The 14,058-nt window shown below is 61.6% G+C and carries 2 protein-coding genes; one reads left to right on the top strand and one right to left on the bottom strand.

Going from position 1 to position 14,058, the window contains the following annotated elements; genetic code table 11:
• Positions 1 to 38: 38 nt before the first annotated feature.
• Positions 39 to 13,037, bottom strand: coding sequence for a non-ribosomal peptide synthetase (locus tag ACTWLJ_RS16245; protein ID WP_445177555.1), 12,999 nt, complete (start codon positions 13,035 to 13,037; stop codon positions 39 to 41).
• 368 nt (positions 13,038 to 13,405) lie between these two features.
• Here ACTWLJ_RS16245 and ACTWLJ_RS16240 point away from each other — a divergent pair, with 368 nt between their 5' ends.
• Positions 13,406 to 13,960 carry an RNA polymerase factor sigma-70 gene (locus ACTWLJ_RS16240; RefSeq protein ID WP_401213330.1) on the top strand — a complete coding sequence of 185 codons (555 nt, stop codon included), beginning with the start codon at positions 13,406 to 13,408 and terminating at the stop codon, positions 13,958 to 13,960.
• The last annotated feature ends 98 nt before the right edge of the window (positions 13,961 to 14,058 follow it).

Genomic DNA, 14,058 nt, shown 5'->3' with positions numbered 1-14,058 from the left:
GGGCTTGCCCGCGATGAGGCCAGTAAGACCGCAGAAAGTTAAAGCCCCTCCAGCTCCGCCATCAGGTCATTCAGCCGATCAACCTTGTCCTCGGTAATATCACTGGCCGCCAGCCCTTCAATGTACTCGGCCAGTTCCTCCACCGTGCTGCACTCGAACATCGCCCGCAACGGTACATCGCGTTGCAGGGTTTTCTGCACCCGCGACGCAATCTGCGTGGCCAGCAACGAATGACCGCCCAGTTCGAAGAAGTTGTCGCGCACGCCGACCTTCTCGACCTTCAGCACCTCGGCCCAGATATCCGCCAGGTTCTGCTCCAGCTCATTGCGCGGCGCCAGATAATCCTGGCTCTGCAACTGACCGATCTCCAGCGCCGGCAAGGCCTTGCGATCCAGTTTGCCGTTGGCGTTGAGCGGCAGTTGCTGCAGCCACAACCAGTGCAGCGGCACCATGTATTCCGGCAGTTCAGCGCGCAGGCGTTGTTTGATCCGCTCCAGACGTTCGCCCGGATTAAGCGCGGAGTCGGCAGCCACCAGATAACCGACGAGGTGCTTGCCATTGACGCCTTCCTGCACGCCGACCGCCGCATCGCGGACTTCCGGTTGTTCGTGCAGACGCGCTTCGATTTCACCCAGTTCGATCCGGTAACCGCGAATCTTCACTTGATGATCGACCCGGCCAACATATTCCAGCACGCCGTCACTGCGACGCCGCGCCAAATCACCGGTGCGATACAGGCGCTCGCCCGGCGCACCGAACGGGTTCGGTACAAACACCAGCGCGGTGCGCAACGGATCGCTGACATAACCGCGACCGACGCCCGTACCGGCCACGCACAACTCACCGACTGCGCCCAGCGGCACCAACTCCAGCGCACCGTCGAGCAGGTACAGCAAATTGTTGTCGGTTGGCGTACCAATCGGCAAATAGCTGCCGCGAGTCGAGGCCAGATCGACGCGGAAGAATGCCACGTCATCCGAGCATTCCGCCGGGCCGTAGGCGTTGACCAGAACGATGTCCGGATAACGCAGCAGCCATTGATGCGCCAGTTCTGGCGGCATCGCTTCACCGGTCGGCAGCATCCAGCGCAGGCCATCCAGGCTCAAACGTTCCTGAGCGAGCATGCCTTGGATCAGCGACGGCACGCTTTCCAGCACGGTGATGCCCTGCTCCTGCACGTGCACCAGCAGACCTTGCGGATCGTGGGCGATGGTGTTCGGCACAATGTCCACTCGCGCACCGAACAGCGGCGCGGCAAGGAACTGCCAGACCGAAATATCGAAGCTTTGCGAAGCGGTCTGGGCGATTACGTCAGCGCTGCTCAGGTTCAGGTACGGCAGTTTGCTCAATTGGTTATTGAGCATCCCGCGCTGTTCGACCATCACGCCTTTGGGTAAACCGGTGGAGCCCGAGGTGTAGATCACATACGCAAGATTGTCCGGGCCACTGTGAATACCCGGGTTGTCCTGCGACGTCGCCAACGCCTGCACTTGTTCCCAGACCAGCAGACGCGGACGGTTGGCGCAGCTGAACTCATCGAGCAGAGCCTGTGCCTGTACCCGGCAAGCCTCGCTGCAAACCAATACCGGCGTGCGACTCAGTTCGATGATGCGGTGCAGACGCTGACTCGGCAGGCCCGGGTCCAGCGGCAGATACGCGGCGCCAGCCTTGAAGCTGCCGATGATCATGCCCAGCAGATCGAGGTTGCGTTCGGCGAGCAAAGCCACTGGCTCATCCATCCGCACCCCGGCTGCGACCAAGGCATGGCCGAGACGGTTGGCGTTGTGGTTGAGAGCCTGATAACTCAGTTGCTGATCGAGGCAACTGGCGGCGATGCGCTGCGGATGTTGTGCGACCTGCGCTTCGAACAGCGAAACGTAACTCTGCTCCAGCGGGTAATCGTGCTCGCTCTGGTTGCAGCCGTGCAGCAGGAAGTCCTGTTCTTCATGGCCGAGCAGAGGCAGATCGGCCATGTCGCCATGGAAGCCGTCGACCAATGCCAGCAACAGACGTTTGAACTCGCCGAGCATGCGCTCGACCGTCGATTCGTCGAAATAACGCTGGTCATAGGAGAGGTGCAAACCGAGGTCATCGCCCGGGTAGCAGACTGCGGTCAACGGGAAGTTGGTGTGGGTCCGGCCGGAATCCGAGGTGGCATTGAGGCTTTGCGCACGGTCCAGTACCGAGACTTCCACCGGGGCGTTTTCGAACACGAACAGACTGTCGAACAGCGGCTGGCCTTTCGGCAGTTCGCTTTGCTCCTGGATGTTCACCAGCGGCAGGTATTCGTACTCGCGCAATTGCATGTTGCTGTCGAGCAAACCGCTCAGCCACTGACGCACGCTGGAACGCTGATCGTCCGCCGGCATTTTCACCCGCAGCGCGATGCTGTTGATGAACAGGCCGACGGTGCGTTGCATCTCCGGCATGTCCACCGGACGCCCGGCCACGGTCACACCGAACAGCACGTCGCGATCACCGCTCATGCGCCGCAGTACCAAGGCCCAAGCGGCTTGCGCAAAGGTGTTGATGGTCAACTGATGGGCCTGCGCCAGTTCACGCAGACGAGCGCCATCCTCGACACTCAGTCGGGTGTATCGGTCGCCGACGACCATGCCACCGCTTTCGCCAGCATGCTCACGCAGGAACGGACGGTCGCTCGGGATCGGCGTGGTGCGCTCGAAACCTTGCAGGCTCTGCTGCCACCACTGGCGCGCTTCGGCCAGGCTCTGGCGTTGCAGCCAGCCGATGTAATCGCGGTAGCGCGGCGGCACGGCCAACTGCGCTTCGCGGCCTTCACCGAGGGCGGTGTAGATTTCAAAGAAATCGTTCATCAGCAGCGAGCGGCACCACGCATCGATAAGGATGTGGTGGTTGCTCATCATGAACCAGTAACGCTCCGCGCCGACCTTGATCAGACGCAGGTGGAACGGTGCCTGATTGAGCAGATCGAACCCGGCCTCGCGCTCGCTTTTCAGCAGTGCTTGCAGCTTCGGCTCTTGCTCGGTTTCGGCGATGGCGCTCCAGTCGAGGAATTCGATGGGCGTGCGCCCCGGCGTGTGAATCACTTGCAGCATGTCTTCGCCGACGTTCCAGCAGAACGATGCCCGCAACGCTTCGTGACGCGCCACCACCGCTTGCCAGGCCTGAGCGAAACGCTCGGGGTCGAGTTCGCTGTTGATGCGGTAGCGATCCTGCATGTAGTAAAGGCCGGTGCCCGGTTCGAGCAAGGTGTGCAGCAACATGCCTTCCTGCATCGGCGTCAGCGGGTAAACATCCTCAATGTGTGCCGCCGGTACCGGCAAGGCGTCGAGCTGCGATTGGGTCAGTCTGGCCAGCGGGAAGTCCGACGGCGTCAGGCCACCCGCCTCGTCTTGCAGGCAATGCTCGATCAGACTTTGCAGTTCGCCGAGGTAAGCGTCGGCCAGTTCGTTGATGGTTTGCGCGTCGTAACGCTCGGCGCTGAAGGTCCAGCGCAGCAGCAGTTCACCGCCATACACCTGACTGTCGACACTCAATTCGTTCGGCAACGGTGCCTGCGGATCGTGAGCGGCACCGACCGGTTCGTCCAACGGACGGAACAGCGCATCGCTGCCGAAACTCTGGTCGAACTGGCCGAGGTAGTTGAAGGTGACCGGCGCATTCGGCAGTGCACCCATGCTTCGCTGGCTAAGGTCATCCGCCAGATAACGCAGCACGCCATAGCCCAGGCCTTTGTGCGGCACGTCGCGCAGTTGCTCCTTGATCGCCTTGATCGAAGCGCCCTGCCCGGCGGCTTCTTCGATGTTGTGCGGAGTCAGGCGTAATGGATAGGCGCTGGTGAACCAGCCCACGGTGCGGGTCAGATCGATCTCGTCGAACAGGGTTTCGCGACCGTGGCCCTCGATTTGAATCAGCGCTGATGGCTGACCGCTCCAGCGGCACAGCACGCGGGCCAACGCCGTCAGCAGCAGATCGTTGACCTGCGTGCGATAAGCACTTGGCGCCTGTTGCAGCAGTTGCCGGGTGCGCTCGGCATCGAGGCGCACGCTGACGGTTTGCGCGTGACGATTTTGCTGTCCACCCTGCGGGTTTTCGCAAGGCAGCTCAGCATTCGGCCCGGCCAGTTGGGTCTGCCACCAGCTCAATTCTTCACGCAGGGATTCGCTGCCGGCATACGCCTGCAAACGTGCGGCCCAGTCCTTGAAGGCGCTGGTTTTCGCCGGCAGTTTCACCGCTTGGTCAGCGTCGAGTTGGCGGTACACGGTTTGCAAATCATCGAGCAGCACGCGCCACGACACGCCATCCACCACCAAGTGGTGAATCGCGATAAACAGTCGTTGCTGAGCCTCCGGGCCATCGACCAGCAAGGCACGCACCAACGGTCCGTCTTGCAGATCAAGACTGCGCTGGGCATCGGCGAACAATGCCGCGCACTTGTCCATCGACGACACCTGCACTTGCCACAGCACGGCAACCTCAGACACCGGTTGGTGCGCCGCTTGCCATTGCCCGTTCACCTCATTGAAACGCAGGCGCAAGGCATCATGCTGTTCAATCACCGCGAGCAACGCTTGCTCCAGACGATGCGGTTCAAGCGCGACGGTCGGCTCCAGCAGCAACGCCTGGTTCCAGTGCTGACGCTGAGGAATTTCAGTGTCGAAGAACCAGTGCTGAATCGGCGTCAGACGCGAATCACCTGCCACCAGACCTTGTTCGGCTGTGACCGATTCAGTGCGGCTGGCCACGGCAGCAAGCGTCTGCACGGTTTGATGCTGGAACAGGTCACGCGGGCTGAAATGAATACCCTGCTGCCGCGCACGGCTGACAACTTGAATCGACAGAATCGAGTCACCGCCCAACTCGAAGAAGTTGTCATTGAGACCGACCTGTTCGACGTTGAGCACTTCACACCAGATCTGCGCCAGCGTCAGTTCCATCTCGTTGCTCGGTGCCACGTAGTGCTGACGGTTGAGCTCCGGGTCCGGCGCCGGCAAAGCGCGACGGTCGAGTTTGCCGTTGGCAGTCAGCGGCATGCTCGCCAGCAGGATCAGGTGCGTCGGCACCATGTAGTCCGGCAGTCGCGTCTTCAGGTGTGCTTTAAGCGCTTCGCGCAGTGAAGCCTGTTCAGCCTCGCCTTGTTCGGCAACGTCGCTCACCAGATAGCCGACCAGTTGTTTGCCGCTTGGCGCATCAAGGGCCAGCACCACCGCTTCGCGGATCGAGTGGTGATCGAGCAAGCACGTTTCAATCTCGCCGAGTTCGATACGGAAACCACGGATTTTCACCTGATGGTCGATCCGCCCGAGGTACTCCACCAGACCATCGGCGCGTTGCCGCACGAGGTCGCCGGTGCGGTACATGCGGCCACCGTCGGCAGCGAATGGGTCTGCGACGAATCGTTCGGCGGTGATGCCGGCGCGGTCGTGATAGGCCTGCGCCAGACCGGCGCCGCCGACGAACAACTCACCGGTCGCGCCTTGCGGCACCAGCGCCAGATCGGCGTCGAGAATGTACGCAACACGCGCACCGATCACGCTGCCGATTGGCACGCTGGCGGCGCCCTCTTCCAGCATTTCCGGCGCCAGACTGGCGAGCGGCATGACCACGGTTTCGGTCGGGCCGTAGGCGTTGAAGAACAGGCTCGGTTTGAACGCTGCACGAATCCGCGTCAGGTGTTCGCCGGTCAGTGCTTCGCCACCGGTGATGATCATCCGTACCGGCAGAGTGTCGTTTTGCGTCGCGAGGAATTGCGCCAACTGGCTGCCATAACTCGGGGTGAAACCCAGCACATTGATCCGATGAGTACGGATCAGTCCGCAGATTTCCTCGGCATCCCACTGACCTTGCGCACGCAAAACAACCTGCGCACCGCTGAGCAATGGCACCAGCAGACGCTCGGTGGCGGCGTCGAAGTTGATCGAATAGAAGTGCAGTTCACAGTCGTCCGGGCGCATGCCGAAACGCTCGATCACTGCCTGGCAATGCATGGCGATTTCGCCGTGGGAGACCACCACGCCTTTCGGCTTACCGGTCGAACCCGAGGTGTAAATCAGGTATGCCTGATGCTGCGGCAGACTGATAAATGGCAGCTCGGTCGCCGGGTAATTGGCCAGCGCAGCGCTGTCCTCTTCCAGGCACCAGCGCGCCACGCTCGGCGGCAAATCGCCAAGGGTTTCAAACATCGCACGATCACTGAGCAGCAGGCCGATACGGCTGTCTTCGATCATGTAATGCAGACGGTCGAGCGGATATTCCGGGTCCAGCGGCACATAAGCACCGCCAGCCTTGAGGATCGCCAACAGGCCGATGACCATTTCCAGCGAACGCTCCAGCGCCAGACCGACCCGCACTTGCGGCCCGACCCCACGCTCGCGCAGCACCCAGGCCAGACGATTGGCGCGGGCATCAAGTTCGGCGTAGCTCAGCGTCTGCCCGGCGAAGGTCAGCGCTGGCGCGTCTTTGCGCAGCAGCGCCTGTTCGGCGAACAGGTGATGGATGCACTGATCAAGGCGATGTTCGCCCGGTTCCTCACCGAGGCTGGCGAGCAGTTGTTGTTGCTCCGGCGCATCCAGCAGCGGCAGTTCGCTGAGGCGCTGTTGCGGATCGGCGATCAGCGCTTCCAGCAAGTTGCGCCAGTGCCCAGCCATGCGCGCAATGGTCGGTTCATCGAACAGATCGGTGCTGTACGTCAGGCAGCAACCGAGGCGATGGTCGAGGTCGGTGACTTCCAGATTCAGGTCGAACTTGGTCGCCCGCGCATCGTTGGCCAGATACTCGACGGTCATGCCGGCAAGCATGCGGCTCTGCTGGAATTCCCAGCGCTGCACGTTGCACATCACCTGGAACAGCGGGTTGTAGGCGGCGCTGCGTGGCGGCTGCAAGGCTTCAACCAGATGATCGAACGGCAAGTCCTGATGCGACTGGCCTTCGATCACGGTGTGACGCACCTGCTCGAATAATTCACCGACCGACATCATCCCGTCGAGCTGGCAACGCAGCACCTGGGTATTGAGGAACGCGCCGATCAGCCCTTCGCTTTCCGGGCGGATACGGTTGGCCACCGGCGCGCCGATGCGCAGATCGGTCTGACCGCTGTAGCGGTAAAGCAGCACGGACAACGCGGCGGTCATGGTCATGAACAGGGTCAGACCGTTTTGCGCATTGAACGCACGAACGCGAGCCGCGAGGTCGTCGCTCAGATCGAAGCGGAACAGTTCGCCCTGATGGCTTTGCACCGGAGGACGCGGACGGTCGCCCGGCAGTTCCAGCAGCGGATGTTCGCGGCCGAGTTGCGCGGTCCAGTAATCGAGCTGACGCTGACGCTCGCCGGACTCCAGCCAGTTGCGCTGCCAGACGCTGTAATCGAGGTATTGCACCGGCAGCGGTTCCAGCGGCGAATCGCGGTCATCGACGAATGCTTCGTACAACGCACTGAGTTCGCGAGCGAAGATATCCATCGCCCAACCTTCAGTGACGATGTGGTGCAGGGTCAGGACAAAGTAGTGCTCGTGCTCGGCGGTCTTGACCAGACAGGCGCGCAGCAGCGGACCGGTTTCCAGATCGAACGGCTGATGCGCTTCTTCATCAGCCAGTTGCTGGACCTTTTGCTCACGCAGGTCAGCGGCGAGTTTCGACAAATCCTTCCAGCCCATGCGCACGCCGGTTTCCGCATGCACTTGCTGACGGGCCACGCCGTCGTTGCTCGGGAACGTGGTGCGCAGGGTTTCGTGACGCAGGATCAGCGCTTGCAACGCCGCCTCGAAATGCTCGACATGCAACACACCACGCAGGCGCGCCATGCCACCGACGTTGTACGCCGGGCTGTCGGGCTCCATCTGCCAGAGGAACCACATCCGTTGCTGGGAATAGGACAACGGCACCGGTTGGCTACGGTCGACCTTGTCGATCGGTGGCTGTTTGTTGGTGCGACCGCTGGCCTGGATCAGACGAATCTGCTCGGCGAAATCGCCCAGCTCGCTGTGTTCGAACAAGGCACGCAGCGGCAACTCGACGTCGCAGGCCTGACGGGTGCGGGAAATGATTTGCGTGGCCAGCAGCGAGTGCCCGCCGAGGGCGAAGAAGTCGTCGCGCAGACCGACTTGCGTCAGGCCCAACACTTCGCGCCAGATCGCGGCGATTTGCTGCTCCAGCTCGGTGACCGGTTCGACGTGCTCGCGCACCTGCCACTGTGGCTCGGGCAAGGCGCGGCGGTCGAGTTTGCCGCTCGGGCTCAGCGGCATGGCATCGAGGCGCATCAGTTGCGCCGGGACCATGTATTCCGGCAGTTCGGCGGCCAGCGCGAGTTTCAGACGAGCGCTTTGCGCGTCCTGATCTTCGCTGGCATCGAGTGCGGTGAAGTAGCCGATCAGCTGTGCGCCAGCGGCGGTTTCGCGCACCAGCACCACGGCTTGGGCGACGCCGTCCTGCGCCAGCAGACGCGCTTCGATTTCTTCCGGTTCAACGCGGAAGCCGCGAAGTTTTACCTGCTGATCGAGACGACCGAGGTATTCGATCACGCCATCGGCAGTCCAGCGTGCGCGGTCGCCAGTGCGATACAGACGCGCACCGTTTTCACCCAGCGGATCGACCACGAAACGTTCGGCCGTCAGCGACGGACGACCGAGGTAACCCCGGGCCAGACCGATACCGCTGATGCACAGTTCGCCCGGCACACCCGCCGGAACTGGATTGAGATCGGCGTCGAGCACGCGGCACACCACATTGCCCAGCGGCCGGCCAATCGGCGAACGCTCACCATCGGCGGTGGTGCAATGCCAATGGGTGACGTTGATCGCGGTTTCGGTCGGGCCGTAACGGTTGTGCAGTTGCACCGCTGGCAGTTGTGCCAATACACGGTTGCGAAGTTCGGCAGGCAACGCTTCGCCACCGGAGAATACCCGGCGCAGGCTGGTGCATTCAGCGCTCAGCGGTTCGTCGATGAACAACGAAAGCAGCGGCGGTACGAAGTGCAGCGTGGTCACGCCGTACTCTTGAACCAGTTGCGCAATTCGGTGCGGATCACGGTGTTCGCCGGGAGCTGCAATCAGCAGGCGCGCCCCGGTCATCAGCGGCCAGAAGCATTCCCACACCGACACGTCAAAACTGATCGGCGCCTTTTGCATCAGCACGTCGCTGTCGTTCAGGCGATAGCTGTTCTGCATCCATTGCAGACGTTCGGCCAGCGCTGCGTGGGTGTTGCCGACGCCTTTTGGCTGACCGGTGGAACCAGAGGTGTAAATCACATAGGCGAGGTTGTCGCCGTGCAGATGCAGACCCGGCGCCTGACTCGGCCAGTTTTCCAGATGCAGAGCGTCCATGGCGATAACACTGACGCCTGCGCTGGCCGGCAAACGGTCAAGCAGCGAGGTCTGGGTCAACAGCAATTCGACGCCGCTGTCGCTGAGCATGTAGGCCAGACGATCAGCCGGGTAATCCGGGTCCAGCGGCACGTAAGCGCCACCGGCCTTGATGATTGCCAGCAGGCCGATCAGCAGTTGCGGAGAACGCTCGGCGGCAATGGCCACGCACACGTCCGGGCCGACACCTTTGTCGCGCAGGTAATGCGCGAGGCGGTTGGCTTGCGCATGCAGTTCGGCGAAATCGAGGCTGCCGCCCTCCCACACCAGCGCGGTGCGTTCCGGGGTCAGGCGTGCCTGTTCGTTGAGCAGTTCCGGCAGCCATTGTTGTGCCGGGTCGCACGGCGCGATGCTCCAGTCGTTCTGCTGAGCGTGCTCGCTGACGGTGAGCAATTGCAGATCACCGATGGCTTGTTGCGGGCGTTCGCAGACTTCACGCAGCAGGTTGGTGAAGTGCTCGGCCAGACGCGCGATGGTCGCGCCGTCGAACAGTTCGCTGGCGTAGTCGAAGGACAAGGTAAGACGGCCGTTTCGATCTTCTTCACTGTGCAATTGCAGGTCGAACTTGGCTTCGCGGCTGTGCCACGGCAGCTCTTCGGCGAGCAGACCCGGCAGACGCTTGAGCGCGTTCAAGTCACGTTGCTGGTGGTTGAACATGACCTGGAACAGACCTTGTTCGCGAGCCTGCGGAAACGCTTCGAGCAGTTGTTCGAACGGCAGATCCTGATTCGCCTGCGCGCCGAATGCGGCTTGGCGAGTCTGCGCCAGAAGTTCGCTGAAAGGCTGGCGCGAATCAATCTGCGCACGCAGCACTTGGGTGTTGATAAAGAAGCCGATCAGGCCCTGGGTTTCCAGGCGCGGACGGTTGGCATTGGGCACGCCGATGCGGATATCACGCTGACCGCTGTAGCGGTGCAACAGGCTCTGCAATGCCGAGAGCAACAACATGAACGAGGTCGATTCATGGGCTTGCGCGGTCTGACGGATTGCATCGCTTAAGCTCACGCCCAGACGCACCGTGTGGCGCGCAGCGCTGTGGGTTTGTTTGGCAGAGCGTGGGTGATCGGCGGCCAGTTCCAGCGTCGGATGCTCATCACCCAACTGGTTTTTCCAATAAGCCAACTGACGCTCGCCCTCGCCTTGCGCCAGCCACTGACGCTGCCAACTGCCGTAATCGGCGTATTGCGTCGGCAACACAGCGAGTTCTGCTCGCTGACCTTGGGACGCGGCGGCATACAGCCGCGAGAACTCGTCGATCAACACGTTCAGCGACCAGCCATCGGCGATGATGTGGTGCATCGTCACCAGCAACTGGTGATCCTCATCGTCGAGGCGGACCAGCGTCACCCACAGCAGCGGGCCCTTTTCCAGATCGAACTGGGTGCGGGCTTCGTCTTCGCGGATTTGTTGTGCGCGGGCCTCACGCTCGGCGGCCGGCAGGTCGCTGATGTCGATCAGTTGCAGGTTGAATTCACCCGCCGCATCGACTTGTTGCAGTGCTACGCCGTCGCGTTCGAAGAAGCGTGTACGCAAGGATTCGTGGCGCTCGATCAGTTGCTGGAAGCTTGCGCGCAGTGCGTCTTCGTCCAGTTCACCGCGCAGACGCAAAGCACCAGGAATGTTGTAGGCGCTGCTTTGCGGATCGAGTTGCCAGGTGATCCACAAACGGTTTTGTGCCAGCGATTGCGGCATGGGTTCATTACGCGACAGAGCGGTGATTTCGCCTTGGGCGCTGCCGCCGTCCTGTTGCTGTTGCGCCACCGCCGCAGCGAATGCGCACAGGGTTGGCGCTTCGAACAACAGACGCAGGTTCAGCTCCAGCCCCAGCTCTTCACGCACCCGGGCGATTACTTGAGTGGCGGCGATGGAGTTGCCGCCGAGCAGGAAGAAATGATCATCGGCAGCGACGGTTTTCACGTTAAGTTGCTCGGCCCAGATCTTGCCGATCAGTGCTTCAAGCTCAGTCACTTCAATCGTCGATTCGGCACTTGCCGCGTCCATCGACGGGAACAGCGCGTAGCTGTCGAGGCTGCCATCCGCCAGACGATTACGGCAGGCCGAACGTTGCAGCTTGCCGCTGGAAGTCTTCGGCAGCGCGCCGGGGTTGAGCAACACCACCACGCTCGGCGCTTCCTGACAGGCCTCGGCTACGGCTTGGCGGATCGCTTTGATCAGTGCCTCCGGCGGGAGGATTTTCTGCACGCTGCGGCTGATTTCCGCAGCAATGCCGATGCCTTCTTCGCCATTGTGACTGACCGCGAACGCCGCAACGCGGCCCTTGCGCACCACCTCGACTTCGCGCTCGACGGTTTGCTCGATGTCCTGCGGGTAGAGGTTGTGACCACGGACGATCAGCATGTCTTTCAGGCGTCCGGTGATGAACAGTTCACCGTTGCGCATAAAGCCCAAATCGCCAGTGCGCAGCCAGGTACGACCGGCATGTTGGACGAAGGTCTTGGCACTGGCCTCGGGGTTGCGCCAATAGCCGAGGGCGATGCTCGGCCCGGCAGCCCAGACTTCACCGACCGAATTGTCGGCGAGTTCTTGCAGTGTGTTTGGTTCGACGATCAGCACCGCGTGATCCGGCTGGCTGATACCACAACTCATGATCGGGCTGCCCTCGCCCGGCTCGGCTCGGTTTTGCATCAGCGCCTGGTCGTTCACGCGCAATGAAGGAATACCGGTGCCACGCGGCGTGCCGGCGACGAACAAGGTCGCTTCGGCCAGACCGTAGGAGGCCATGAAACTGCTGTCGCTGAAGCCGCTGGCGGCGAATTTCTCGGCGAAACGTTCGAGGCTGTCGAGGCGAATCGGTTCGGAGCCGGAATAGGCCACGCGCCAACGGCTCAGGTCGAGTCGCTCAAGCGCCGACTCGCTGACTCGCTCACTGCACAAGCGGTAGGCGAAGTCCGGGCCGCCGCTGATGGTGCCGCCGTATTGGCTGATTGCTTCGAGCCAGCGCAATGGCCGACCGAGGAAGTACGCCGGCGACATCAGAATGCACGGCACGCCACTGAAAATCGGTTGCAGCAAACCGCCGATCAACCCCATGTCGTGGTACAGCGGCAACCAACTGACGATCACGTCGTCCGGGTTTACATCAATGCCGAAACCGTGGCGGATCAACAGTTCGTTGGCCACCAGATTGCCGTGGCTGACCTGCACGCCTTTCGGCAGCGCGGTGGAGCCCGAGGTGTATTGCAGGAAGGCGATGTGATCTTGCGGCAGCGTCGGTTCAACCCAGCGCTCGGCCAATGCGCTGTCGAGCGTATCGACGCACAGCAACGGCGGCGCGCCTTCGATCTGCTGCAAGGCGTCGCGCAGGTCGGCGCTGGTCAGCAGCAGCTTGGGTTCGGCGTCGGCAATGATCGACAGCAGACGTTCCTGATGATGACGACGAGCCGACTCCGGCGGATAGGCCGGCACCGCGATCACGCCCGCGTACAGGCAACCAAAGAACGCCGCGACGTAATCCGGTCCGCTGGGGAACAACAGGACAGCGCGATCGCCGAATCCGGCCTGGGCTTGCAACGCAGCAGCAATGGTCCGTGCGCGCTGGTCCAGTTCGCGATAACTGAGCACCACAGCCTGTTCCTCGGTTTCCGCGAGAAAACGCAGAGCCAGCCGATCCGGCGTCAGGGCCGCGCGGCGCTGGAGGGCTTGGACCAGAGTGCTGGGGAGTTCGAACGCGTCGGTCATGAGGTTTCCTGCCTGAATTCGGCTTGCTAGTGGAATCGGGTTGCTGCGTCACGCCCGTTCGGGGGCATGCAGGGCGCGGTCTGTGCCGACCACGCAAGGCTTGGGAATACGTCTGGCCGGGGCTCTTGCACCCGAAACCATTCACCAATGAGAACGGATGACGTCTTGAAATAATTAGTCGGCAGGCTGTATCGCCAATGGGGCTGGGCTGCGGCGGCGTGTCGCAGTTCTCATTACGCACTGTTGTGGATCATTAATTCTCTTTCTCAATTGACAATCATTATCATTCAACATAATTTGTCGCTCGATGTGTAGGACGGCCCCGTCCCCAGGCGTCCCACTAACCTATTGGCAGCAAGGTGATTTCCATGACGGAACAAGTATCCACAAGCAGGTGCGATTCACCGCTACTTCAGGCCTTCGTCGAGAATCGACTGATTCTGGTCAAGATTGCAGCCCGCATTACCGGCTGCCGATCACGTGCCGAAGATGTGGTGCAGGATGCGTTCTTCCGACTGCAGTCGGCGCCTCCGATCACGTCGTCGATCAAGGCTCAATTGAGTTATCTGTTCCAGATCGTGCGTAACCTGGCGATCGATCACTACCGCAAACAGGCACTGGAGCAGAAATACTCCGGTCCTGAAGAGGAAGGGTTGAACGTGGTCATTCAGGGTGCTTCGCCAGAAACCTCGCACATCAACTTCTCCACCCTGGAACACATCGCCGATGCGCTGACCGAGCTGCCGAGCCGCACTCGCTACGCCTTTGAGATGTACCGTTTGCACGGCGTGCCGCAGAAGGACATCGCCAAGGAACTTGGCGTGTCGCCGACCCTGGTCAACTTCATGATCCGTGATGCGCTGGTGCACTGCCGCAAGGTGTCGGGCAGCCGTCGTGATGTGGTGGCTGCAGGCCGTCGATAAGCCGCAAAACTTCAGCGCCGCGAATCGCTAGCAGGCTAGCTCCCACAATGGACTGGTGTGGTTCATAACCCCTGTGGCAGCTAGCTCCCACAATGGAC

The sequence above is a fragment of the Pseudomonas sp. McL0111 genome (assembly GCF_052567255.1).
This window is presented reverse-complemented; position numbering and strand designations above follow the sequence as displayed.

Coding starts and splice junctions, on each gene's coding strand:
- ACTWLJ_RS16240 (WP_401213330.1), top strand. CDS start 13,406: ATGACGGAACAAGTATCCACAAGCAGGTGCGATTCACCGCTACTTCAG.
- ACTWLJ_RS16245 (WP_445177555.1), bottom strand. CDS start 13,037: ATGACCGACGCGTTCGAACTCCCCAGCACTCTGGTCCAAGCCCTCCAG.